General features: G+C 59.6%; 24 protein-coding genes and 2 tRNA genes. 10 read left to right on the top strand and 16 right to left on the bottom strand.

Going from position 1 to position 24,029, the window contains the following annotated elements; translation table 11 throughout:
* Positions 1 to 116 precede the first annotated feature (116 nt).
* The 14 genes from F7R02_RS20560 to F7R02_RS20495 form a co-directional block, all read right to left on the bottom strand.
* Positions 117 to 593 carry a hypothetical protein gene (locus tag F7R02_RS20560; RefSeq protein ID WP_425478559.1) on the bottom strand — a complete coding sequence of 159 codons (477 nt, stop codon included), beginning with the start codon at positions 591 to 593 and terminating at the stop codon, positions 117 to 119.
* Positions 594 to 772: 179 nt separating this feature from the next.
* A complete protein-coding gene (locus tag F7R02_RS20555; protein ID WP_078590858.1) occupies positions 773 to 1,165 on the bottom strand; it encodes a hypothetical protein in 393 nt (130 codons plus the stop codon).
* Positions 1,166 to 1,186: 21 nt separating this feature from the next.
* Positions 1,187 to 1,399: a hypothetical protein gene (locus tag F7R02_RS20550; RefSeq protein WP_078590856.1), complete on the bottom strand. Its 213-nt coding sequence runs from the start codon at positions 1,397 to 1,399 to the stop codon at positions 1,187 to 1,189.
* 472 nt (positions 1,400 to 1,871) lie between these two features.
* Positions 1,872 to 3,410 carry a DNA cytosine methyltransferase gene (locus F7R02_RS20545; RefSeq protein WP_078590854.1) on the bottom strand — a complete coding sequence of 513 codons (1,539 nt, stop codon included), beginning with the start codon at positions 3,408 to 3,410 and terminating at the stop codon, positions 1,872 to 1,874.
* A 534-nt stretch (positions 3,411 to 3,944) separates the two neighbouring features.
* Entirely contained in the window at positions 3,945 to 5,957 is a 2,013-nt protein-coding gene (locus F7R02_RS20540) for a DNA topoisomerase III (protein ID WP_078590852.1), read from the bottom strand.
* A 279-nt stretch (positions 5,958 to 6,236) separates the two neighbouring features.
* Complete coding sequence (locus F7R02_RS20535; protein WP_078590850.1) at positions 6,237 to 6,677, bottom strand: single-stranded DNA-binding protein; 441 nt, start codon at positions 6,675 to 6,677, stop codon at positions 6,237 to 6,239.
* A gap of 73 nt (positions 6,678 to 6,750) precedes the next feature.
* The gene (locus tag F7R02_RS20530) at positions 6,751 to 7,284 is read right to left on the bottom strand and encodes a DUF3158 family protein (protein WP_078590849.1); all 534 of its coding nucleotides are present in this window, start codon (positions 7,282 to 7,284) and stop codon (positions 6,751 to 6,753) included.
* On the bottom strand, positions 7,281 to 8,036 hold the full coding sequence (locus tag F7R02_RS20525) for a PFL_4669 family integrating conjugative element protein (RefSeq protein WP_078590846.1): 756 nt from the start codon (positions 8,034 to 8,036) through the stop codon (positions 7,281 to 7,283). The genes F7R02_RS20530 and F7R02_RS20525 overlap by 4 nt, the downstream gene beginning before the upstream one ends.
* Before the next feature lie 321 nt (positions 8,037 to 8,357).
* The gene (locus tag F7R02_RS20520; protein ID WP_078590843.1) at positions 8,358 to 9,584 is read right to left on the bottom strand and encodes an STY4528 family pathogenicity island replication protein; all 1,227 of its coding nucleotides are present in this window, start codon (positions 9,582 to 9,584) and stop codon (positions 8,358 to 8,360) included.
* 3 nt (positions 9,585 to 9,587) lie between these two features.
* The gene (locus tag F7R02_RS20515; RefSeq protein ID WP_078590841.1) at positions 9,588 to 10,148 is read right to left on the bottom strand and encodes a DUF2857 domain-containing protein; all 561 of its coding nucleotides are present in this window, start codon (positions 10,146 to 10,148) and stop codon (positions 9,588 to 9,590) included.
* A gap of 15 nt (positions 10,149 to 10,163) precedes the next feature.
* On the bottom strand, positions 10,164 to 11,807 hold the full coding sequence (locus tag F7R02_RS20510) for a ParB family protein (RefSeq protein ID WP_078590839.1): 1,644 nt from the start codon (positions 11,805 to 11,807) through the stop codon (positions 10,164 to 10,166).
* Complete coding sequence (locus F7R02_RS20505; RefSeq protein ID WP_012438470.1) at positions 11,800 to 12,060, bottom strand: hypothetical protein; 261 nt, start codon at positions 12,058 to 12,060, stop codon at positions 11,800 to 11,802. The genes F7R02_RS20510 and F7R02_RS20505 overlap by 8 nt, the downstream gene beginning before the upstream one ends.
* A complete protein-coding gene (locus F7R02_RS20500; protein ID WP_024420415.1) occupies positions 12,044 to 12,919 on the bottom strand; it encodes a ParA family protein in 876 nt (291 codons plus the stop codon). Before F7R02_RS20500 ends, F7R02_RS20505 begins: the two co-directional genes overlap by 17 nt.
* Positions 12,920 to 12,966: 47 nt before the next feature.
* On the bottom strand, positions 12,967 to 13,179 hold the full coding sequence (locus F7R02_RS20495; RefSeq protein WP_015471948.1) for an AlpA family transcriptional regulator: 213 nt from the start codon (positions 13,177 to 13,179) through the stop codon (positions 12,967 to 12,969).
* A 697-nt stretch (positions 13,180 to 13,876) separates the two neighbouring features.
* Here F7R02_RS20495 and F7R02_RS20490 point away from each other — a divergent pair.
* The 9 genes from F7R02_RS20490 (at position 13,877) to F7R02_RS20440 (ending at position 21,866) form a co-directional block, all read left to right on the top strand.
* A complete protein-coding gene (locus F7R02_RS20490; RefSeq protein WP_235857476.1) occupies positions 13,877 to 14,158 on the top strand; it encodes a hypothetical protein in 282 nt (93 codons plus the stop codon).
* 277 nt (positions 14,159 to 14,435) lie between these two features.
* On the top strand, positions 14,436 to 14,648 hold the full coding sequence (locus F7R02_RS20480) for a DUF2274 domain-containing protein (RefSeq protein ID WP_078590823.1): 213 nt from the start codon (positions 14,436 to 14,438) through the stop codon (positions 14,646 to 14,648).
* Between the two features lie 78 nt (positions 14,649 to 14,726).
* A complete protein-coding gene (locus tag F7R02_RS20475) occupies positions 14,727 to 15,056 on the top strand; it encodes an HVO_A0114 family putative DNA-binding protein (RefSeq protein ID WP_078590821.1) in 330 nt (109 codons plus the stop codon).
* A 2-nt stretch (positions 15,057 to 15,058) separates the two neighbouring features.
* Positions 15,059 to 15,457 (top strand): hypothetical protein, encoded by a 399-nt coding sequence (locus tag F7R02_RS20470; protein ID WP_208789126.1) that lies wholly within the window; start codon positions 15,059 to 15,061, stop codon positions 15,455 to 15,457.
* Between the two features lie 95 nt (positions 15,458 to 15,552).
* Positions 15,553 to 16,566: an AAA family ATPase gene (locus tag F7R02_RS20460; RefSeq protein WP_078590819.1), complete on the top strand. Its 1,014-nt coding sequence runs from the start codon at positions 15,553 to 15,555 to the stop codon at positions 16,564 to 16,566.
* Positions 16,567 to 16,582: 16 nt separating this feature from the next.
* Positions 16,583 to 19,213 carry a S8 family peptidase gene (locus tag F7R02_RS20455; RefSeq protein WP_078590817.1) on the top strand — a complete coding sequence of 877 codons (2,631 nt, stop codon included), beginning with the start codon at positions 16,583 to 16,585 and terminating at the stop codon, positions 19,211 to 19,213.
* A 262-nt stretch (positions 19,214 to 19,475) separates the two neighbouring features.
* Positions 19,476 to 19,549: transfer RNA gene (locus F7R02_RS20450), tRNA-Cys, on the top strand.
* 81 nt (positions 19,550 to 19,630) lie between these two features.
* Positions 19,631 to 19,706, top strand: a tRNA-Gly gene (locus F7R02_RS20445).
* A gap of 225 nt (positions 19,707 to 19,931) precedes the next feature.
* Positions 19,932 to 21,866 (top strand): tyrosine-type recombinase/integrase, encoded by a 1,935-nt coding sequence (locus F7R02_RS20440; protein WP_039577560.1) that lies wholly within the window; start codon positions 19,932 to 19,934, stop codon positions 21,864 to 21,866.
* Between the two features lie 66 nt (positions 21,867 to 21,932).
* Here F7R02_RS20440 and F7R02_RS20435 read toward each other — a convergent pair whose 3' ends face one another.
* Complete coding sequence (locus F7R02_RS20435; RefSeq protein WP_078590814.1) at positions 21,933 to 22,583, bottom strand: LysR substrate-binding domain-containing protein; 651 nt, start codon at positions 22,581 to 22,583, stop codon at positions 21,933 to 21,935.
* A gap of 102 nt (positions 22,584 to 22,685) precedes the next feature.
* Here F7R02_RS20435 and F7R02_RS20430 point away from each other — a divergent pair, with 102 nt between their 5' ends.
* Positions 22,686 to 22,979, top strand: a complete 294-nt coding sequence (locus F7R02_RS20430) for a helix-turn-helix domain-containing protein (RefSeq protein WP_151210165.1) — start codon at positions 22,686 to 22,688, stop codon at positions 22,977 to 22,979.
* A gap of 27 nt (positions 22,980 to 23,006) precedes the next feature.
* Here the strand turns inward: F7R02_RS20430 and F7R02_RS20425 are convergent, their stop codons facing one another.
* Entirely contained in the window at positions 23,007 to 23,891 is an 885-nt protein-coding gene (locus F7R02_RS20425; RefSeq protein ID WP_151210163.1) for a LysR family transcriptional regulator, read from the bottom strand.
* Positions 23,892 to 24,029: the final 138 nt, after the last annotated feature.

The raw sequence follows: 24,029 nt of genomic DNA, 5'->3' as shown, positions 1-24,029 counted from the left end.
TAATGCTGTCCGGCGGCAGCTGAAGCCGCCAGATAAGCGCAAAATCTCGTCTTACATACCCAATTTACGCGTTACTGGCGCTCTCTATGCTGATATTTTTAGGTCTTGAGAGTTGTTCAGACCTTCCTTAGGTAGCAGCCGTTGCCGCCGAACTCAAACAGCCGTGGCTTGCTGCAATACCAACATCCCTCGAACTGAATCGCGGTCAGGTGGTGGCCGTCATCGAACCGGGTGGCGATCAGAAACAAGGCGTCGAGGTCGGCGGTGTCCTCGAACGAATGGCGTTCGATCAGGTCTGTCAGCTTTTCGTCCTGATCGGCACCGAAGTGCATGGACAACAGTTCGAGCAGCGGCGGGATCGACAGCCCTTCGTCTTCCGGCATGGAGATGCCAAGTTGCGCGGCGAGGCTTTTCAGGCCATCCAGCACGTCCGGCCATTGCGGATTGTCGGTCTCGGCGATCTGGGCGATGTAGGCCTGCCCGTTGCCGGGATGGCTTTCGTCAAGCGCGAATGCGCCGAACAGTGCTTGAATGACGGGTGTCACCCTGTCGAGGACGAGAACGCCAGTGGCTTCATAGTAGTTGTTGGCCATGAAGGCTCCTTTCGAGAAATGAGCGGAGCCAGCCCTTGCGGACGATGGCATCCGCATGGGAACAGCCCAAGGCCGGATGGCACTGGGCAAGGGAGAAATGCGAGGGATATGGTCTCGAAGGAGGCGCATGTCCCTCATTGGGTAACGAATGAAAAGGTGGTGATATGCCGGAGACCGGGTCACCAACCGCTGTAGTTCACCAGCAGGTCGGCGATGACCTTGCGGCGTTGCAGATCGAGACCGTCGAAGTCCGACAGTCCTTGGAAGCGGCAGCGCTTGAGCATGGCGCCACCCTCGCGCGCGTCGTAGAAGCTGAACATCGCGGACAGGAACATGCGTTCTCCGCTGCTCAGGACGCCTAGAGCGTTGCTGGCACGCAGCATGTCGGGACGCAGATCCCACTTGCTGTTGGCCCGGTTCAGGCCTTCGCGCGTGCCGTCGCCAAACCACTGCGGACCGGCGATCTCGACACCACGCTTCCAGGCCTCGAAGAAGGCTTGGGGCGCGGCGGCGAAGTGCTGCTCTTCCCGCATGATCTGATCGAAGATCTCCTGTGGCAGAAGCTGGTTCATCACATGGTTCCTCCAGTTGGATTAGGGAATGGCGTACTGAGACCAGCCGCTTCTGTCGAGGGCACGTTGTGCCGTGGCGTAACTGCGGAAGTACTCGCGGGATTCCCGAGAAACGGGACCCTCGATATCGCGTGTGCCGATGTAGTGGCCGGCGGCGCTTTGCAGAACTTCGAGCGGCAGTAACTTGCCGCAATGGATCAAGGCCAACTGGCCGAAAGTGGCTTGCTGGGACATGGACTGGCTCCTTTGAGAAGCGGGGCCTTGTCCCTAACGGGATGGCAGCTCCCGCTAGCGGTTAAAAAAAGCACCGGCATCACGAGGACGCGCGTCCGCAGACTCGATGCGATGGCGGACTGGCGGGTAGCGCGGAGAAACTCCGCGGCAGCCTGGAAACCCTGGCTGCTGGCATGGTGCTGACGGATCAGCGACACATGCGGGCAGCTTCATGTGCGAGGCGAGCCACGTCAGCCGAGAATCGGAACCTGGCACAGCCCCGATTGGCGAAAGTGGAAAAAAAGAAAGCCCCGCAACGAGTGCGGGGCTGTCAGGACGGTGCGTGATGCTGGATCGCCGGAGGGATGCGGATGCAGATGCGAATTGGCGGGTGGCATGGGTGCAACCCACGGCAGCCTCGACACCCTGGCAGCTGCCGACATGTCGGCAATACAGGAACGAGAATGGCGCGGCCCGTTGGCGGCGTCGTGCATCAATCCGAAGCGATCGATCCCATCTTGTGCAAGCACTGCACCAGCCGCTGGCCTAGCCAGGCGACGCACGGCATGGCCATGGAGTTGCCGATTGCCTTGTAGCGCGGCGCGTCCGCAGCCGGCTTACCGCGATACGGAACCAGCGTGTAGTCGTCGGGCATGCCTTGCAGACGTTCGCATTCCACGGGCATCAACCGCCGTACCCGCCACTGCGACCAGTCCCTTGGAATGGGGTCATTCCAGTCATAGCGGAAATGCGCCTCGTGGTCAGGCGCCAGCACATGCCCATTGGCCCCGCTGCCCAGTTCAGCAGCCAGACCGTTCTGACGATCATGCAGGGCAACGCAGGCGATCATTGGCACGCCATACCCCGGCTTGCCGTTGGACAGCACGGTGCAAGCCACCTGTCCGTGGCCCGACTCGAAGCGCACCTCGCAGCGGTGGTTCTGCGCGAAGGCGATAGCCGGCACGACACCTGCGTTCGCATGGCTGCTGCGATGCCCGCCTGCACGCAGCGTCGGCGTCAGATCCATCGTGGCATCCGCGCCGCTGCCCTGGGCGGTGAAAGCGATGATCGGCACACCTTTGCCCGTACCGTCCTCGCTGCTGCCCTTGCCGCCGTTGGCGGTGTCGAGGGTGTGGGTGATGCTGCCGGCGACCGACTGCACCATGAACGTCTCCGTGCGGATGTCATGCTTGGGGCCAGCCGCCATTAGGCATGCGGCCACATCGACAGGGCCGATGCCTCCACTGAATCCGAACGTCGTCTTGACCTCACCGTAGGACGGTTTCAGTCCTGCGTATCCGCCTGCTGCTTCAGCGCTTGGTCCAGCAGCACGGGCAGCTTCTTGCCACGGCGCGCTGCCCGCAGAAGAATCCCCGCGCAGGCCCGTGCGCTCAAAAAGTACTTCGGCGGGATCGAAACCATCTCCACCACTTGCCACAAGAAACACACGCTTGCGGCGTTGGGCGACGCCGAAATATTGAGCGTCGAGCACGCGCCAGGCGATGCGGCGCCTGGGGCCAGACACGTAACCTGCGTGCGCCCATTTTTCCCCTGGCGGTTGGAGCGCACGGCTTTCTCCGGCCAATGCGCCCAGGAAATTCCCGAAGGCGTTGCTGCGGTCGCTGAGGACGCCCGGGACGTTTTCCCAGGCAAGGGTGGCAGGCGAGCGGTCATTTTGGTGACGGGCTTGGTCGATGGCATTGGCTAACTCCACATAGGCAAGGGTCAAGGCTCCGCGTGGGTCATCCAGTCCCCGGCGCGCGCCGGCCACGCTGAACGACTGGCATGGCGTGCCGCCGACCAGGATGTCGGGGGCCGGCACGGTGCCGGCGTGAACCTGGCGGGCGATCGTGGTCATGTCGCCCAGGTTGGGCACGTGCGGGTAGTGGTGGGCGAGCACGGCGCTCGGGAACGGTTCGATCTCGGCGAACCACGCGGCTTTGAGGCCGAGCGGTTGCCACGCGAGGCTCACGGCCTCGATGCCGCTGCACACGCTGCCGTAAAGCAGCGGCGCGCAAGGTTGAGGGTGCATATCAGCTCTCCTGTTCGTATGACCCAGGCCAATGGCCGGGCCGGGACGTTGATGGGCAGGAGAAAGGCGCCGAAGGTCGCAGGGCCTTCGGCTCGGGAGGAAAGAAGAAGCCACCCGTGGGCTGATTGGCAGTCCCGGTCGTCGGAAGAACCGTCTGCTGTCAGCAAGCACACCCGGCCCATGTCGTGGCTGGGGCCGGCATCGTCTGGCGCACATCCGCGCACAAAGGGAGCCCGTTTTTGCGCCGGCGGGCTCCGGCACTGAATACCGCTGACCGAAAGGGGTCTCCCGATGGCTTGCGTGGGCGAGCAAGCCATCGGGGGACCCTTCGCGATAGGCGGAAGAAAAGCAGATCAGCAGAACGCAAGTGACGCCATTCGTGGAGAAGTCACCTTCAGGTCCCGCGGCCGGGGACGGCTGAGCGGGACGCGCACACGGATCAAGAAGGTGTTGTGCGCTGGGCGTCCAGCAGTGCGTGCGGGACACGAGTCGCGCCGCCGAAGGCGAGCACGGCTCACGGGGGGACGGGGTCGATCAGGAGTCTTTTCGGCCGCCACGGCGCGAGCGTGAGGCTACGCGCTTGGACGTGCCGGACTCGACCGGCAGCGTGCCTTTGCAGTCTGGATAGCGACTGCACGACCAGAACGGGCCGCTCTTGCCACTGCGCTGGCGCGTGGGTGCGCCGCACTGCGGGCAAGCCGGCCCATGGGGAACCTTGATTGACAGGGACGCGCTGGCGTACTGCGTGATCAACTGCGAAATCCATGCGGCCTGCTTGCCGATGAACACGTCCAGCGTGAGTTGTCCCGCTTCGATCATGTCTAGCGCTTGTTCCCATACGGCGGTGGTCCCGGGGTCGGCAATCGCTGCGGGCACGGCGTCGATGAGGGTGAATGCCGCATCCGAGGCGCGAATCGCGCGCCCCTTCTTCATGAGATAGCCGCGTGCGATCAGGCCGCTGATGATGTTAGCCCGTGTCGCTTCGGTGCCGATGCCGACCGTATCCTTGAGCTTCTGTTTCAAGCGCGGATCCGAGACCAGCTTGGCGACGCCTTTCATGGACTTGACCAATTCGCCCTGCGTGTAGGGTCGAGATGGCTGTGTCTTGAGCGCCTTCAGATCGACATCGGCTACCTGGCATGACACGCCCTCGCGTAGCGCGGGCAGCACCTGGCTGCGCGCCGCGGTGTCGCTATCCTCCTCGGGTTGCGGTTCGGCCAACACCAGGCGCCAGCCCTTGACGACCACCTGCTTTCCTGTGGCCGTCAGCGTCTGCTGGCCGCAAGAGAGGTTCGCCACTGTGCGATCGAACTCGTGGTGAGGAAGGAACTGCGCGAGGTAGTGCGCCCGGATGAGCTTGTACACCGCCAGTTCCTTCTCGCTCATGGCCGAGAGGTTCGCCGGTTCGAGCGTCGGGATGATGCCGTGGTGCGCGGATACCTTCGCGTCGTTCCAAGCGCGTGAGCGTTGTGTGCGGTCGAGTTGGTCAATGATCGGGCGCAGCGAGAAATCGGTCTTGAGCAGGCTGTCGAGGACTATGGGGACTTCGGCAAACATGCTCTCCGGCAGGTAGCCGGAATCCGAGCGCGGATAGGTCGTGGCCTTGTGCGTTTCGTACAGGGCCTGAGCGATGTCCAAGGTTTCCTGCACATCCAGCCCAAGCTGCTTGGAACACAACTCCTGCAAGGTGCCCAGGTCGAACGGCAGCGGCGGGCCTTCACGCACGCGCTCGGTTTCGACCGAGACAACCTGGGCACTGCCGGTGGCGCGGATCTGCTGCGCCGCCTGCTGTGCCACCGGCTGCTGCAGGCAGCGGCCCGAGTCGTCGGTGCAGGTGTCGGGCGAAACCCACTGCGCGGTGAAGGCTTGGCCGCTTGTGGTCAGGTACACGTCGATGGCCCAGTACGGCACGGACACGAAGGCCGCGATCTCGCGGTCGCGGTCCACGACCAGCTTGAGCGTCGGGGTCTGGACGCGACCGACCGACAGCACTCCGTCGTAGCCGGCTTGCCGACCCAGCACCGTGAACAACCGACTGAGGTTCATGCCCACAAGCCAGTCCGCACGCGAGCGCGCTAGTGCCGAGTAGTACATCGGCAGCGTCTCGGCCGATGGCCGGAGCTTGCCTAGCGCGGCGCGAATGGACGCATCGTTGAGTGCCGACAACCACAGCCGCTCGATGGGGCCGCGGTAGCCGCACAGGTCAATGATCTCGCGGGCGATCAGTTCGCCTTCGCGGTCGACATCGGTGGCGATGACAAGCTGTGTTGCCTTCGCCAGTAGCGCCTTGACGACCTTGAATTGCGTGGCGGTTTTCGGTTTGACCTCGACCTGCCAACGCTGGGGAATGATGGGCAACTGCTCGATGGACCAGCGCTTTAGCTGTTCGTCGTAGGCTTCGGGTGCCGCCGCCTCTACGAGATGGCCGATGCACCAGGTGACGGTGACGCCGGAACCGTTGAGGCAGCCTTCACCGCGTTGCGTGGCGCCGAGAATCCGGCCAATGTCTTTGCCCTGGGAAGGCTTCTCGCACAAGAACAGCCGCATGTCCGTCCACCCGATTTCCGTGGTTCATTGAGGTGCTGGAATCGAGGATGCCGAGCGCTACCAAGAGCAGCAGCAAACAAGCCGCATGCGGTGGCGACCACTTTCACGGGATGGAATGGCTTGGGTGGGGATCGCGCGTGGGTGCAGGTGTGCCGGCCGGAAGCTGCGATTGGCGAGAGCGCGTGGAAGTCGGTGGACTTCGATGGAGCTATCCCCTGGGGATAGCTTGCGGGTGAATGGAAGGCGGCGAAAAACTGCACCGCCGCCCTCCATGCTGATTCACTTCCTGCGCTTCGCGTCTTTCGGCGGAGTCGATTCCTGGGCGGCTTGGGGCTTCGGCTCTGCCTCCTGCGGCTTCGGACTGAGGGCCACGGATTCGATGCGGTAGGGCAGGATGCCGACGCTGCGTGCGTTGATCTGCCAGGTCTCGCGTGGCTTATCCTCGTTGTCCGTCCACGGTTCACGCTCCATGCGGCCGATGACGAGCACGCGCATGCCTTTCTGGTAAAGATCCTTCCAGTGCTCGGCATCGCGGTGCCAGAGTTCGACGGGCGCCCAAAAGCCTCCGCGATCCTCGAACTCGCCATCTTTTCTTGGAATGGGGTTGTCGAAGTAAACGTTCAGGCGAAGCAGCCGGCGCGGTTCATCGTTTCCGTTGGGAAATTCGCGGTACTCGGGTGGCGAGCCGACGTTGCCTTCGCCCCAAAAATGCGTGCTCATGATGCAATCTCCGTGGTGGTTGAAATACCCGTGCCTCTTCGGCCCCGGGCGCGTGTGGGGATGCCCGGCGCAATCACTGATTGCGCACTGCGGCGGGGAGGGATGTGAGCCGGTGCAGATAGACGGCATCTGCTTCGCCGGCCTTGCTTGCGCATTCCTGCGCCTGCCTGCCCAGGGTGTGAAGCACGCTGATCTGCATGTTCAACGTGATGCGCTGAAGCTCGATCGCGTGCAGATCGGCCAGCAGGTTGACCGGCGTGTTGGTGCTGGCGATCAGTTCCTGCCACAGCGCTACGCCCATGGCCGACCTGTCGTGCCTGCGCCAGCGCAGAAAGGCCGTGCCTGCGCCAGTGGACTGCCGGGCCAGCTCAATGGACAGCAGGTGGAAGGGATGCCCACACGCCTGTGGCAGCACCTGCCGCTGCGCCAGGGCCATCAACTCGTCGCGCATGGCAAAGCACTGGCTGGCCCATGTGTCCAATGTCCCCTTACCTTTAAAAGGCTTTAAAAGGCCTTTTAGAGAGGCTGCGTGTTCCAGCCTCATGAAGGCCGTCTGTTGCAGACTTTGGAAGTAGAGGGTGGGCCGGTCCTGATACTGATCGCTCATACCGACTCGTCCCCGTCGGTGTTGGCTTTTTCGCCAGGTAGGACGGCTGCGGCAGAAATCACACTGCGCTGTTGCAGACCCTGGCGCGCGATGGGCGGCGAAAACTTCGAACGTCGCGTGCCTTCGAGTACGTCCTGCGGCAGCTCGCCAAACTTGTCCATCGCGACACGCGCCGCCGCATTCTTCGCCGCGAAATCATCGCGGGTGCAGCCCGAGTAACGGTATTGCTGTGCCAGGCTGAAAAGGCTACGCAGCGCATGTGCGCCCTCGTTGAGCCAGCGCTCCAGTGTGCTGCGGTCGATGAGTGCGGTGTGATGGGCGAGGATCAGCTTGCGGGCGATGTCGTCGTAATCGGCCAGGAGATAGACTGCGGCAAAGCCGAGCTGGGCGTTAACGAAGAGAGGCAACTTAACCGGCTGCACGTTTAGGTTTTCGCCCAGGCTCAACGCGGCGGGGACGTCTGCCAGTGCCTGGTCCACCTGTTCGCGTAGCGATTGCAGCGTGGCCTTGGTCTGGTCGAGTTTTTCCTCGATGCGTAGCATCCACCAGTCGCTGTACGGGTCGTCCTGCTCCGAGCCGCGTTTCATCTTGTTCATCACGGCGATGTAGCCGTTCAGGCCTACGATGCCTGGTCGCCCCTCGGCGGCAGCGCGGCCATGCCAGATGCGGGAAGCGTGATGGGTATGCAGCGTCAGCGACATCGCGCTGCGCAGTGAGCCGAGATTCAATTGCAAAGGTTCATTGGTTGCCATGGTGTCCGTTCGCTTTTGGAAAAGGAGCGGTCAGCATCGGCATGCAGCGGAAGGCAGTCAGTCAACAAACCGAAATTGGCCAAGCCCTGGTTTAAGTTGTGGCCGCTGCGAGCGGCACGAGCTATCCCCTGGGGATAGCTCCATGGCGCGCCAAGGAACGCTGTTCGCCAAGGACAGATCGCACACGTATGATCCAGTGCATGGCATCCCGATGCCTGCCCATACCTGTTTGCCGTCCTGCACGTCCGCGCGGCTATCCCCAGGGGATAGCGCTACTGACGGCCATGGGCATCTTCTTCATGACCTTGCGGCCCCGAAAAGTCAGGCCTTACGCAGAAGCTCGCGCAGCCGTTCGATGTGCTGCAGAGCCACTTCGGTCGGAACCACGTTACGTGGTGCTTCTGGTGGTCGATCATACGCAGTAGGTACCGGTGGTGCCGTCCCGACTTGCTTGGCCCATGCATTGAACTCGCCCCGGATAGCGCGCTGTATGATGCCGAACAAATACCCTGCGGGATTGCGAATGGTCGAGCCTCGACAGCGATCCGCCCATTCATCCAGTACGGCTTGCCTCAATGGCGCATCGACCTGCTGTAACGCCACCAGTGCGCCGGCCTGCTGCTCTTCCTTCAGGCTCAGGAAGCGATCAGGCATTTGAACACCTGGCATCGCGCGCACATGCCCATGTTCACGCGCGGTAGTACGTACTTCTTTATTACTTTTACTACGTACAGTACGGTCCTGCTTCGGATTCCGAAGAGCACCGTCCGGCGTGGGTTCCAGCCCTGCTTCGGATTCCGAAGAATGCTGTTCGCCATTCCGAAGAAGGTTCGAAACCCCTTCTTCGGAATCGTGGGTGGCGTCTTCTTGTGGATAACTCTCGGGGGCAGCGATGCCCTGTTGGGCAAGGCGTTCGGCAAGCACCTGCAACCGCGACGGCAACGTGCGGCCGGACAGCAGCGGGTCTTCCCCGATTTCCTTGAGGGTGTTGAGCCCCACCATCTGCACGGCCTTCGCAGAATGGCCCAGTGACTGGCTGACCAGCTCCAGATAGTCGGTGTCAAGCTGCATAGCCTCGAATGGGGTCAAGGGCTCATCGTGCAGCACATAGAGATTGCCGAGGATGCGTCCGGTCCTGGGGTCGCGGCGCCTGCGCACGAGGCTCAACCAGCGTGTCAGGCGCAACAGCGTCAAGGCACGTGCTACGGTTTCATGCGAAGCCTTTCCTGCGTTGGGCATCGATGCCAGCCAGGGGCGCAATTGCTCATAGGTGGGGAACGCCGTCACGCCGTCGTTGTTGAGCATCAGCCGGAAGACTTGCCAGGCATTACGTTCCAGTGGCGTCAACCGACGATCCAGGAACAGGCGCCGCGGCACGCTCTCGTGCCGGTTACCGCTGAAAAGGAAACCGTCCCCGCATGTAGGGATAGGAGCAGGCGCAGGCACACTAGGTTTAGGCTCAAGGTCTTTCAGCGCACTGTCGAACAAATCGGCGAGGGCTACTGGGCCTTGGCGTGGTGTTCGCGGTGCTGTTTCATCCACGGCCATGGGTCATCCCAATCCTTGGTCGATCCATTTCTTGATCGCGGCCCAGACCACCGACAGCGGCAATGACATGCCTTCTGCCAGGTCCATGGCCGCATCGAGAATCGAGGTGTCGTCCTCCAGATCGACGTTTCTGCTGCTGGTCACGGCCTTCCATTGCCGCCACAACTCCGTGTCCTGGACTTCGTCTAAAACGGCATGGCGCCCCTTGCGCTTGGGCAGACCGAGGACTTCGCGGCGAAGGGCGACCTCCTGATGGGTCAGACCGTAGAAGCGGCTCACCATTTCCGTACTTGCTGCCAACCTCAGCATGCGATCAACCGTGGCGATTTCCTTCTCCACGTCCTGAGCCTGCTTTAGCAGCCGAAGGAGCACTTCGCGGTTGACCGTTACGGAGCACCACGAGACGCTGGCGTTTGCCAGCACGCTGATCAGCACTGGGTGCTTGAGCGCATCAAGCTCTTCCTCACCGAATCCCATCGATTTGCAACGACGCAATTGCCCATTGCGCAGGTCGTAGAGTGCTTGGGCGATGACAGCTTGGTTGAGGGGGTGTGGTGCAGACATGCTCGCCTTCCTCGTTCAAGAATCGGGAGCCCTGGCATCGGCTTCCAAATCCAGCAGGCGCCGGGCAAGCCGCAGCAACCGGAAAAGTTTGACCAGCGCGGTATCGCTCAATCGCTTGGTGACATCGCCTTGACCGTGTAGCAGTGCCGGCAGATCGGTGACGAATTGCCCGTAGGGGCTGGTATCGGCCGGCTGCTGACCGGACAGAAACCCCAGCAGCGCCAGCACGGCGTGTCCACGCGGCAAAGGGGCCTGGGCGCTACAGGCGAACCCGATGCCGTCGGGACGGTCCTCGATGAACTCTTCCAAATCCGCCTCGCCGGCGATCTCGCGCGCGAATTGCGCGATATGGATGCGCAGCCGGTCGGGCGCTTCCAGACCGGGGTCGATGTACCAGACGTCGGAGATGGGATAGAGGCCACCGGCTTGCACCGGGATCGACTGCAATACGCGGGCTGAGAAGTCGGGCGGTAGCGCATCACCCAACTGGTCCGCGATCATCCGCTGGATGGACTGGAGCCGCTCTGTCGTCGGTGCCGGCGAGACGATATGCTCCTGCAGCAGCTCTCCAGCCGTTGCCGCAGGGCTTCCTGCGGATGCATTGCCAGCGGTCGCATCATTCTTGCTCGTGAGCGGGCCGCTCGCTGATCGCGCTGTAGTTGGCGAAGGCGTATCGGTGGACGGCGCCGGTCCGGCGGGCGACCGCGCGATGGCTCCGGGCTCAGGCAACGCAGGTGGTGCCGACGGCGGAGTCGGGTCGCTGACCAGCACACGGTAGCGGTTCTCGGATTCGGTCAGGTCCAAGGCCAGCACGTCGTAATTGACGCCCAGCAGTTCGGACATTTGACCGATCAGCTCGTCCTGCACCCGCTGAGGTGCGAATTCGTCAGCCTGAGTGTCGAACTGCGACAGCACCTCTTGAAAGAAGTTGTCGAAGTCCAATTGAAGGGAGCGGCCTTTGGCATAGTACTCCCAGGTGCGCTCGCAGGCCTTGCGCATGACCGACAGTCGCTCGACCTGGTGGCGGCCCAGACCGCCATAGAGCACGGTCGGAATCGCGGGCAGCAGGTAACGCACCGCATCGGCCATGCGGCTGATGTGCGACTGCTGTACGGGGTAGCCGTCGGCGACCAGGCGGCGGGCCAGTTCGGACTGGCTCAGTGTGGCGCCGCTTTCCTCTTCATAGAACTCGCGGGCTTTTTCGACGCCCAAGGCGCGCTCGATGAACGTGAGGCCGCCGCGCAGCTCGTTCTCGGCGAGGTGTCCGGTCAGCGCAACGATTTCTCCGCGCGCAGGCCAGGGCCGGAACAGGCACGATATGCGGAAGAAGCGCTCGTCCTTCGTCTCTGCCCAGAGTTCACGCAGGATCGCCAGCCTTGTATTGCCACCGTTGCGGATGATGTAGTGCGTGTCGCCAGGACGGCGTGTGATGGCTGGTGCCGCATCCAGGCCGCGCTCTCGTATGGAGGCCTTGATTTCATCGTAGGCCGAGTTGCGCTTTTTGCGGGGATCGTGGTCGTAAGGCCGCAACTGGTCCAACGTCACAACCATCGGGGTGTCGGCGATTGGGTCGCTCAATGCCGTGGCCGATGGGCCGCTGCGCTCGAACCCAGCTGCAAGCAGCTTGCCGGCCATGTCCTGGGACGTCATCTCAGCCATGGCCGCGTCCCTCGGCGTTAGCAGCCCGTGCCATGCGAGCCTCGCGCTCTGCACGGCGTATCTGCGCGCGGGCGTTGAGGGTTGCCCGGTGGTCGCTTGCGGTTGAACTGGTGTAGATAGCGGCGCAGCCGGCCTTGGTGAACTTGAGGTGTCCGCCAGGTGTGCGCTTGACGTGCCAGCCTTCGCTCACAGCAAACTCGATCAGAGCGCGCAGCCGCTTGTGGCCACGGGCCAGTTCATGTGCGTTCGCCATGAGGCCTCCCGGTTTCAATAGGGCGCGATGGACGGCCGGATACGTGGACAAATCTGTCTTGCCACTCAGGGAACAATTCGCCGGCGAGCGCGCTCATGGTGTCGAGCGCGGAGGGCGCAACTCTGCCCGGTGGCTGGCGATGCTCGACACGATGCACAGGCAGGCCACGGGTCGCGGCACGCGGATAGGCTTCGATGGCCGGTACGTCGGTGTCAAGCACGCGGATGTCCGCATGGTCTTGGAACAGATCACGCAAGGCCTGCTGGATCAGCCGCGCGTTAGCGGACACGGTGTGGACGCGGTTGATCAGCAGGTTCAGCGGCGGTGGTTCGATGCCGAGGTGTCGGTACGGCGCGATGTCCTCCAGCAACTGCATGGTGCCGCGCCGTAGCTCGCGGGCTGCAAGTATTTCGGGCGTGACCGGAGACAGGGCCAGATTGGAGGCAAGCACCGCCATCTCGAGCAGAACGGAGCGCGCGCCCTGGGTGTCGATCAACACTAAGTCGTAGAGCGGCGCCAGCATCGGCAGTAGGTGTCGCAGACGCAGGCGCCCATCCGGTGCATGCAAAAGCAAGGTGCTCAACTCGCCCCGATGGTCGTTAGAGAGCACCAGATCGAGGCCCGCGATGATCGTGCGCGAAATGAGCCTGTCCAAGTCGCGCTCGTTGAATGCCAACAACTCGTAGATGCCGCTGGGGGCGCGGTGGGCCAATTCGTAGTAAGAGGACAGCGTTGGCTGCACGTCGAGGTCGAGCAGCAGAACGCGCAGCCCCGCGTCCGCGGCGAGCCCGCCGAGGTTGGCGGCTGTGGTCGTTTTGCCAACGCCGCCCTTGGTCGAGATGATGGATACAACCTGCATGGCGCTCTCCGTCTGAAGGATGGGGGAAATCCGAGGAGGGGAGCGGATCAGGTCCGGTTGTTGAGGCGTTCGGCGATCCATTGGTCGATCTCAACCGAATCCCAGCCCACCGCACGCACGCCCAGGCGCAGCGCTTGCGGGAACTGGCGCTTCTTCATCAGGTTGTAGATGTGGGCGCGTTTGAACCCGGACTTCGCTTCGACTTCATCAAGCCGCAGGATGCGGCGCTCTTGCGGTGGCAATACAGGTGCTTGCGACATGGCGGTCACTCCTGAACGCTCAGTGGCGTTTGTTGGCGTGAGCTCCATTCAATAGACATGGCTGCGGAAAGACATTGCAAATGCAATCTCCGCGATTCCGCATACGTGCTGGAAACCGTCACGCGGCTGCGCTACGGACATCCTTCTAGACATTGGCTCCTAACTAAGGGCTGTCATGTCGTTATGCCAACGGCTCATGCCTAGAACGTGGACGGACAAGACCTAGCATCTTGCAACGGGTAGTCCTCTGTTACTCGGTGTGCGAGACTTGAACAGCTGTAGGCCCATCGACCAATGAGGAAAAGCCCGCTCGATATCGGCGCTCACGGTGCCAGCGTTATGGGGGGCAGCAAGTCCATCAAGACCGTTTCGATGTGGTCTGATATCGCCACGGTTTTACAGGGCGCGCTGGCTTGCTCAAGGCCTAGTTAAACCTAGAGAAATTCAAGCATGTCATGCTTGATTCGGCATCTTGATATATCGACATAGCATCCAGTGGTGATGCGCTATGGATTGTTTGAAGCTGCTCTGTGTCGCTCACCGACGCCGGCCTGTAGGATGGCGTCGATAGGCATTGGGATCGCATCTTCGCCGGTGTGGTGCTGACCACCTTGCTGGGCGTCGGCGCCGAGCTGGCCGCACCTACTTGGAGCCGTCCTGGAGTCTCATCTCCGACCACGCCTCCCAGCAAGGGCTGGTGAAGACACTCGCGTGGAAGGACCGTTTGGCCTTGGCGCCGACGCGGATCGGTGCGCTCGCTGACTACAATCTGGCCTGGCAACGGGGCTCGGTCCTGAACCGCATCTCGGAGGAGCGCGCTGATGCTTCAGCGGCACTCGTGAAGGCTGCACGGGATGCGCGCGGCACCTTTGGCGACCAGGCTGAGCAGCAATTGGTAGAAGTGCTGGGTATCGTCGCCGCGACCGCGCAGGAACTCTGCGTCCACATTGGCGCGAAGGCGAGGGCACTGCTCGACTAGCATTCTGTGTCGTTCGGCGGTGGGACCACCTCTCTGCACAACGAGGACGCGGCGATCACTGCCTGCCGGGGGCGACCGTCCTGCGTGGTCTCCACGGCGATCACGAAAGGGCGCTTGCTCTCCGAGCCTCGTCCCGCCACTTGCGGGACAGCGTGAACCAAGTTGGCCAGGAGATGCACTGGCTCAACCTCAACATCCAGCCCACTCTGACGTTGCGGCCGTAACGCTTTTCTTCCACCGGGGGACTTCACGATGAGCACGATCAAAGAAGCTACGACTGGGGCCGCTTCTGAAGATCGAGAGCATCAAGCTGAGCTTCACATGCCCAGCTAGCCTGAAAACCCAGCTCGACCGATACGCAGTGCTACACGCGCAGACCTATTGCGAAGTGGTAGATGCGGCAACATTGATTCCGCGCGTGCTTTACGCCTTCATAGCGGGGGATAGGGGTTCAAAAGCGTGTTGCACAAGTGACGACCGCGTGAAGTAAGTCAGGTAGGGAGTTCCGTCATCGACGATGATTATCACATACTGATACAATGACGGAGAAAATTATCTCGGGCCCATCATGAAGCGGTGCATCGTTGGTGTTCAGCGAGCAGATGGTTCACATCCTCATCCTCATCGGCTCGTAAGTGAAACACCGAGAGTTTGGTTTCCTTCTCTGGCATCGCTTGCGGCTGTGCTCTCGGACGATAACCGCCGTTTGCTACGCCTGATCCATGAGAAAAAGCCAAAGTCGCTAACGGAACTGGCCGAACTCAGTGGCCGAAAGGTACCTAACCTGTCACGTACCCTGCGACTGATGGCGGATTACGGGCTGGTCTCGCTGCGACGTAATGTGAGAGATGTCCAGCCGACAGCATTGGCGACTGAATTCCTGGTCGTGCTGGATTGATGATGGCCATGAATGCAAGAGGGGAGACGATGGCTCGGATTTGGATGGTGCGCGGGGACGGTGGCAGCTTGTACGGCATCTTTCGAGAATGCGGCGTAGCAACCGTGGGTTGGCAGTTGGCCGCCCATGCCAAGGCTGGCGTCGGACGCGAGCAATTGACCGCGCTGTACCAGTCCGCCGAGCCTCAAGCAAAACAGGGAACGGTCGTGCTGGGCGCCTCTCAGGCTTGGCGCTTTGTCAATGACATTCAATATGGCAATTGGGTCGTCAGAGCGGGTGTCAATCCCGCTAGTGATGTGACCCCTGGACCATGGGGCTGTGCGCTGATTGAGCACTACGATGCCGCCGATGCCGAGACCAAACGAGTTGTGCCGTCGAAGCGGCTTCACTGGCCAGCGTGAGTTTGAAATGAACGGCATGAGCCAAACAGCCATACAACAGTTATCCAGTCGACGCACGACAGTGCCTCCTAAATATCCCATCAAGGTGAAACCACATGGCGCAAGCTGATACCTTGGTCGCCCTGGTAAAAGCAGCCAGCAGCGGTGACCAACCGTCTTTCCGGAAGTCGACCGAAGCCTTGATTCAGGAAGAGCGCGGAAAGGGGCACCGAATCCTTGCCGACCGCCTGGAAAAAGCATTGCGCGCGTCCTCTCACCAAGCTGCCTTGTTCCAATCTTCCACTCCAATGGCGCGCCAAACGCAGACTGGAGGTGTCGCGCAGAAGGATCTGGTTGCCGAATTGACGCCAGAACGTTCGCTAGAAAGTCTGGTCCTTGCCAACGGTATCCGTGGGCAATTGCGTGAAGTTGTCGAGGAGCAGCATCGCGCAGAGTTGCTGCATGCTCATGGCTTGAGCCCTAGACACAGAGTTTTATTGGCTGGGGCGCCAGGGAACGGCAAAACATCGCTTGCAGAAGCTTTGGCATTTGAGTTGATGGTGCCGCTGATCGTAGTGCGTTATGAGTCGTTGATTGGCAGTTACCTGGGAGAGACTTCTGTCCGCTTGAAGGCCTTGCTTGACTACGTTCGGACGCGGCGCTGCGTTTTGTTTTTCGACGAATTCGAGACATTAGGCAAAGAGCGTGGCGATACACATGAAACCGGAGAGATCAAGCGCGTCGTCAGCTCTTTGTTGCTTCAACTAGATGATCTTCCCGACTATGTCGTTGTGGTTGCTGCAAGCAATCACCCAGAACTTTTAGATAGGGCTGTTTGGCGCCGTTTCCAGGTTAGGCTGGAACTCCCCCTTCCTACACGAGCCCAGTTGACTGCGTTCGTCGCCTCAATCGGCGAACGCAGCAAAGTCAATTTTGGCTTGGCAGCTGAGACCATTGCAAAGCGGCTTCTAGGCCTTAGTTTTTCAGAGGTGGAGGAGTTCTGCCTAGGAGTAGTTCGGCGAGCAGTATTGGATCAAACAGTAGATGATGCCAAAACTATTGTCTTTTCTAGGCTTGAACAATGGAAGAAACGATTGAAACCTGCCGGTAAAGAAGCATTAGACCAATAGGGCACAAGGAGGGAATATGCCTGCTGAGTACTTGCCGTTGCTGGTTTTTCCAGAAAGACGAATCCTTCAACCAGAAAAGGGGAACGGTTTTCCACCGGGCAAACAGAGCTTGCCGGGGCATGGCGCCCAGGTCGTCCGTATCGGTAGGCAGATCGAACAAGTAGAGCAAGACTTTGCACGCTACCAGGCAAGCCTAACCGGCGTCTTAGCTGGACTGGAACCTGAAATGGTTCTAGTTATCGAGATTGTTGGACGTCTTGATGACTTCAGGCAAGCCGTCGAAGCGGCTGGCCTGGAGTGGTTGGGAGAAACCGAGCTCGACGACTTGGAAGCCGAAGATGATAGCTTCTACGAAGCAGATGTTGTTGGGCAACGCGTGGTTAAGCCACTGAGCGGTCGCATGTTCCTGGCCATGAGCAACATGGCCGGTATGCGGGAGATCCTCTCGCTTTGGGAGCAGTGGAAAGAGAATAGAGACCTGGCTCACGGAAAAACTAAATGGAAAGCGGTCTTCGAGCAGTTAAATATGCTCCGGCGTTGGGGTATCGAGGAAGCGCTGGTCGAAACAGGAATGATCGACCGATGGCAGGATCTTCTGGATCCCATTACTCCAGACCAAACAATCACCTTTCAGATCGAGCTCTTCTATCGCAGAAGTGATCAAAATCGAAGAGCTAATGAAGCTGTAATCCGTTCGCTCTTAGAGAGCCTCGGAGGCAGAGCGATTTCTGAATTTATTGATATGCCACAGATTGCATTTCATGCGGTCAAGGCCGAGCTGCCTGCTCGCGCTATCCAGTCGTTGCTCGATCAAGTGGCCGTGGGGGGAGCGGATACCGACATCGAACTATTTAAGTTCGCCGGCATCATGTACTTCCGCCCTACCGGGCAGAGTCTGGCGGTATCAGAAGAAGGCGAAGGCGAACCTGCCATTTTTCCTCAAGGTGTCAGTGATCTTCCGCCTGTTGCGGCGCTTCTCGACGGTGCTCCGCTGCAACTGCATGAGGCCCTGAAAGACCGACTTCTGGTAGATGATGTTTTTGGCCTAGAGGCTACTTACCAACCCGGTGAGCGAAAGCATGGCACCGCCATGGCGTCCTTGATTCTGCATGGTGATCGAAGCAACCCAGAGACCGAGCCGCTGGGTCGCAAGCTGTATTGCATTCCCGTAATGCAGCCTGACCATCAGACACGTGAGAATGATGAGCACATGCCGGACGATGTTTTTTTTGAGGACCGCATCCACATTGCCGTTCGGCGCATGTTCGAAGGCGCTGGCGATGTCCCTCCGCAAGCGCCGACGGTCAAGGTTATCAACATCTCCCTTGGCGATACTGCACGAGAATTCATTCACACTCCGAGCCCATGGGCAAGGCTGCTTGATTGGTTGGCTTATCGCTATCGGGTGCTGTTCTGCGTCAGCGCGGGAAATTATTGTGAAGGGATTGATCTCGGACTTAATCAACAGCAATTCGCCGCCCTTTCCGATGGAGACAAGATAAGGGCCACCATCAAGGCGGTATCACGCAACCTCTCTTCACGGCGTTTGCTTTCACCTGCTGAAGCCATAAATGCCATCACAGTGGGTGCTGCTCACACCGATGACTCAGGGGAGGCTTATGCCCAATTTGGGCAACGGGTCGATGTGTTGCCTTCTCAAGCATTGTTCAGCCCTGCCACCCGCCTGGGATTTGGTTTCCGACGTTCCATCAAACCGGACATCTTTATGCCTGGTGGTCGGCAACTCTACAGCGCCCCTCTGCTAGCAGCATCCACCCTATACAGCATTGACAATTCCGTCGTCGCCCCAGGCCAGAAGGTGGCGCTGGACAGTAGACAGCAAGGCGTACTGAATCATGAAGTATTCTGGCGTGGCACCAGCAACGCGACGGCGCTGGCGACGCGTGGCGTAGTACGTCTGTACGACATGCTGGACAAGCTGCGTGCTGAAGAGGGTGAAGACATTCCCGAAGCACTAATGTCGGTGCTGCTGAAAGCGCTCCTGGTTCACGGCGCCAAGCAAGACGACGAAAGCAAGAAGCATATCGAACAAGCGGTGAAGGATGCGCGTAACTCGCGTCAGTTCAAGCAGGTCACCGCGCGTTACCTTGGTTATGGTGCGGTAGATATTGAGCGCGTGCTGACCTGCACAGCGCAGCGGGCGACAGTCCTAGGGTGCGGAGAAATTCGGGAAAACGAAGTGCATGAATACGCCTTCCCGATTCCTCCCGGGTTCTCTTCCCAAAAGATCTGGCGGCGGTTGGTCGTGACCCTGGCGTGGCTGACGCCGATCAATCCGGACCATCGCAACCTCCGTGAAGCCAAATTGATGCTGGAGCCAGGCGGGGGAAACTGGTCCAGTCAGGTTCTCAAGCTGGACCGTCAGGACGGAGACCACAATCAAGTTGAGCGTGGCACCGTACAACATGAAGTGCTGGAAGGAAAAAAACAGATTCAGGCCTTCGAGGACGGGGAGACCCTGCGAATCCGCGTTTCCTGCAAGAAGGACGCTACTGCCTACCTCGATGCCGTTATTCCGTACGGACTCGCTGTCACGCTGGAAGCGAAGGAAGACATTCCGATCTACCAACAGGTCCGTGCTCGCATCAAACAGCCAGTGCGCATTGCACCTGGAATAGGTCGGTAGGGAGCTGGTGCTCCGCGTCCGTTGCGACGGCATGGATGGCAGTCCTTGAACCTTGATGGAAGTTCTTGGACGAATTTTGTTGCATAGGGCGAAAAACAAGGCTAGAATTCAGGCCTTCGCTAATGATAGAGGCGAAGAAAGTGATTGGGAATCAACGACTTAGCGCTGTAAAGCATGACTCGTTTCCCGCTCCAGATGTAGACAGGATCCCGCGTCAGGGGGCTCGTTGTTTCAAGGCAGGATGCCTTGGGTTTGATGTTTCGGCCTGGTGGTAGAGTGGTTATGCAGCGGACTGCAAATCCGCGTACGCCGGTTCAATTCCGGCCCAGGCCTCCACATCGCATGCGGTATTCCTGCCATTGATAACGACGACAGGGCTAGCGCAACGAAGTAATACGCTGTACAATTTTGCTCCACGCGGGAATAGCTCAGTTGGTAGAGCGCAACCTTGCCAAGGTTGAGGTCGCGAGTTCGAGTCTCGTTTCCCGCTCCAAATATTGATCTACAGACTTCCACTGGCATCTGTAGGTCGTTGAAAAGAGGAGCTTCGGCTCCTTTTTTTATTACAGCAAACGCCACGGACATCCACCAACAGCCAGCGTTTTTGAGGCCAAAATTGAGGCCAAAGAATGTGGGTGGTGCCGGTTCCGGGTTGTTGCTGGGGTTGGATCGGGATAACCAGCAGCATCGAGCCTAAGTCTCATGACCTAGGAGTTTGATGATGGCACTCTCTGATCTGACCGTGCGGCAAGCCAAAGCCGCCGAGAAAACCTACAGCATCCCTGACACCGACGGCCTCGGCTTGGTGGTCGCTCCAACCGGCGGCAAATCGTGGCATCTGCGCTACTACTGGCTCGGCAAGCAAAAGCGCATCTCTTTGGGCAACTACCCCGAGGTCGGACTGCGCGAAGCACGCACCTTGCGTGATGAAGCCCGAGCGCTCGTGGCGAAGGGCATCAATCCCCATACAGACCGCAAACAGAAGCGACGCGCTATCAAGCTGGCCTCGGACTACACGTTCAAGGCCGTCTTCGATGCCTGGGTCGAGCATCGCGCGAAGGAACTCAAGGAAGGCAGAAACAGCACGCTGTCGCAGATCCAGAGAATCTTCGGAAAGGATGTGCTGCCCAGCCTTGAGAGGATGTCGATCTACGACATTCGCCGACCTCAACTCTTGGGCGTCCTGGCGCGGATTGAGCGGCGCAAGGCTTTCACCACTGCCGAGAAGGTCCGCACCTGGCTGAGCCAGTTGTTCCGCTACGCCCTGGTCATTGTCGAGGGCATGGAGGCTAATCCGGCCACCGACCTCGACGTGGTGGCCGAGCCCAAGCCCCCGGTGAGCCACAACCCCTACCTGCGTCTGCCTGAACTGCCCGACTTCCTCCAGAAGCTAAGGCTCTACAACCCGCGTGGCTGGCAAACGCAGCTCGGCATTCGACTGCTGTTCCTGACCGGGGTGCGTACCGGCGAACTGCGACTGGCTACACCGGAGCAGTTCGACCTCGACCGCGGTCTGTGGATTATTCCGCCGCAGATCGTCAAGCAGCTTCAGGACGAGATGCGCAAGGCCGGCAAGCGCCCGCATGACATACCGCCTTACATCGTGCCTCTGTCTGTCCAGGCGATCGAGATAGTGCGCTACCTCCTGGGCGTAATGCGGCCTGCCCAGAAGCATCTGCTGGCGCACCGCAGCGAACTCAAGAAGCGCATCAGTGAGAACACCCTCAACGCTGCCTTGAAACGAGTGGGCTACGACGCCCAACTGACCGGCCATGGCATTCGGGGAACGATTTCTACGGCGCTCAACGAGATCGGCTATCCCAAGATTTGGGTGGACGCGCAGCTTTCGCACTCCGATCCGAACAAGGTGAGTTCGGCCTACAACCACGCCAAGTATGTCGAGCCGCGCCGCCGGATGATGCAGGATTGGGCCGACCGTCTTGACCTGCTCGAACAGGGCCAAGTGGAAGCTGCCAGTGCACATCTAACCATCCATATCGAAGGGGTGCCAGCGATGGCGGAAGGGCCGGCTGTCATCGCCGATGTTTCTGCTAAAGCCGCCGTGTCGCCCACGCCGATCATTGTGATGCCAAGTACTGAGGGAACCACCTTCCAGCGGCTGTCGCAGGTGCCTCCGCCCCCCACTCGGACGCCGGAACCGGAAGCATCCGCAATCCAGCGCGAGCGCAAGGAAATGCTGGCCATGTACGAGTCGCCTAGCTGCCTGCCGGTGCCGCTGTTCGGCAAGCTGGCCGGTAAGTCTAAGGACCAGATCAATCGAGAACTGAAGGCAGGCAAGCTACTGTCCATCGGCCTGGGTAATCGAGGGCAGCGTGTTCCCGATTGGCAACTGGTGCCACTCAAGCACAAGCTGACCCAGGTCCTCATGAATCAGTGCCAAGGAGCGGACTCGTGGGACCTGTTCCGAATGCTGACCCGACCGCACACGGATCTTGGTGATCGCGCAGCGATTGATGTAGTCACGCCGACCAACGTGGTCGCGATCGTTCGGACCATCATGGGCGACCAGTCTTTCGAAAAGGTGCGAACGCTGCAAAGCAGTGAATCAGTAGGGGAGCGCGCACAGCAGCAACCTCTTCACCAGATTTCGGACCAAGAAGCGCGGGAGCGGCCGAGTTCGCCTTCGCTGTAACCTCTTTGCCGAGAGCAGCGATGCACGACAACGCCATAAACGGTCAATCAAATCACGCTCCTTTCTTCACCAAGATCGCTTGTTTTCCGTGGACATCGCTACCCGTGACGCTCGCTCGACAAACCTTTCAACTGCAGGTGATAGAGCATTTGCCGATCGAAAAAGACAGGTGTAAACCCATCGAGGAGTGCCGAGGATCTGACGCATGACGATACCTCGATTGCGGGCCCTGACTATGTAGCTCTGCGGCGCAATACCGATGCCATAGCCAGCCGCAACGAGTACCGTCAGAAGATCGAAGGATGTGACTGCAATGCGGCATAGATGAGCGCTTCGATCATCCGTTTCTGCCTCCGTATCAAGCCCTTCAACACAAGGATTCGGATGCCAACAAATCAGGGGGTAACTGAGTGATACCTGTAATGAAATAGCATGCTGTGCCAGCAGTGGGGACCGAGCGGGCAAAGCGATGGCTAATCGGTCGCGCCACAGTGGCAGGACGGCTAGGGCATCGGTGGCTACCGGCCAACCGATGCCTAGATCGTAGGTTCCTCCGAGGATGCTAGTCGTGAGCACGTCCTGGGTGACCTCTTGCAATAGCACAGGTGTTTCAGGCTCTTCTGTTCGCTGAAGCGCAAGGAGATCAGCCAACTCTGGGGACAGCACTGCTGGAGCGGCGGCAACGCTGATGAATCGCGAGCAACAATTCTGGTTCATGGTCTGCCCCTCCGGACTATGTAAGGGAAAAGTCACCAAACATCATGCATAGAGTTAAGTTTAACGTGGTTTAGTTAAGCTTAATGCGTGACGCTTTTGCCGATGCAGAAGCGCACAATGAAACCAGGACGCCCAGTGGGCGCCACCACCTATGAAGCCGAGCCGGCGATAGCTTTCGGCAAGGCAGTACGTGCCGCACGTGTAGCGCGTCAGATATCGCAAGAAGAGCTTGCTACTCGCGCCGGCATTGAGCGCTCTCACATGGGAAAGATCGAGCGGGGGCAACACATGCCTACACTAGCGTTGATTTTGCGGGTATCCATCGCATTGAACGACAGTGCAGCCAACCTAATGACTGCTACTGAAAGCATTCTGTACGCTGACTCAGAAGGGTGAAGTGTTCGATTTGATTGCGACGATTATCTAATTTCTATCTTTCAAACGTGTTGTGAAGCGATCCACAGAGATTGAAGGCGCAGCACTGGCAGCTTTCAGCATGTACGTCGTAATCACCGCTGATTGATTTGCCAATGGACGGATGACGATATCAGAATGCTTGCACGGTTCCAGCTTCGCGCCAGATGCGAGGCCAATCCCGTAACCAGCCGCAACGAGAGCTAGCATAACGTCGAGCGAAGCTGCGCGCTTGATGACGTTCGGTTTCTCATCCAAGCCTCGCAACAGCTTGGTAAAGGCCTTATCGTAGCCCTCATAGGCTTGGTGGTTCCACATGATCAATGGGGCGCGGAGAAGTTCTTCGATAGGCACTTCTTTGAAGGCGAGTAGCGGATGACGGGCTGGTATTACTGCAACCATTCTTGCATGCCAAATGGGTTCAGCAACAATGCCATCACCAACCTCTTCTGTGTGTGTGAACCCAATGGTGAAGTCTCCCGACCTTAGTCCATGGAGGAGCTCAGAGAGCGTGACTTCTGTGAGGCGAATTTCAACATCAGGCTCCTCCTCGCGACAACGTGCAAGAAGATCAGATAATCTGGAATCGATCGCTCCGTCAGATACTGCAATCCGCATACTTACCCGGAAGCCCGCGGAAACCGCCTTCACGTTTTCTCGGGCTTGATCCAAAGTAGTAAATAAACGGCGCACGTCTAGAAGAAATACTTTGCCGGCGTCGGTCAGCCGTGTTCCTCTTCGATCCCGGTTGAACAGTAAAGCGCCCAAATCGTCTTCAAGTTCCTTGATAGTCCTGGATAAAGGAGATTGTTCGATATGGAGGCGTTCAGCTGCTCTTGTGAAGTGCAGTTCCTCGGCCAATACCACAAAGCAGCGCAGATGTCGCAGCTCCATCCGCAAGACTCCTTAGACTCAACTTCCAAGCGCAACACCCTCTCAGCAAGTAGGGTGTATGCATGTCAAAGAGCTACGTTCACCTCAGCGCAGAAGAACGCGCAGTTCTCCAGATTGAAACGCGACGAGGCCAGAGCT

This window comes from Xanthomonas cissicola (genome assembly GCF_008801575.1).
Classification (GTDB): domain Bacteria; phylum Pseudomonadota; class Gammaproteobacteria; order Xanthomonadales; family Xanthomonadaceae; genus Xanthomonas; species Xanthomonas cissicola.
This window is presented reverse-complemented; position numbering and strand designations above follow the sequence as displayed.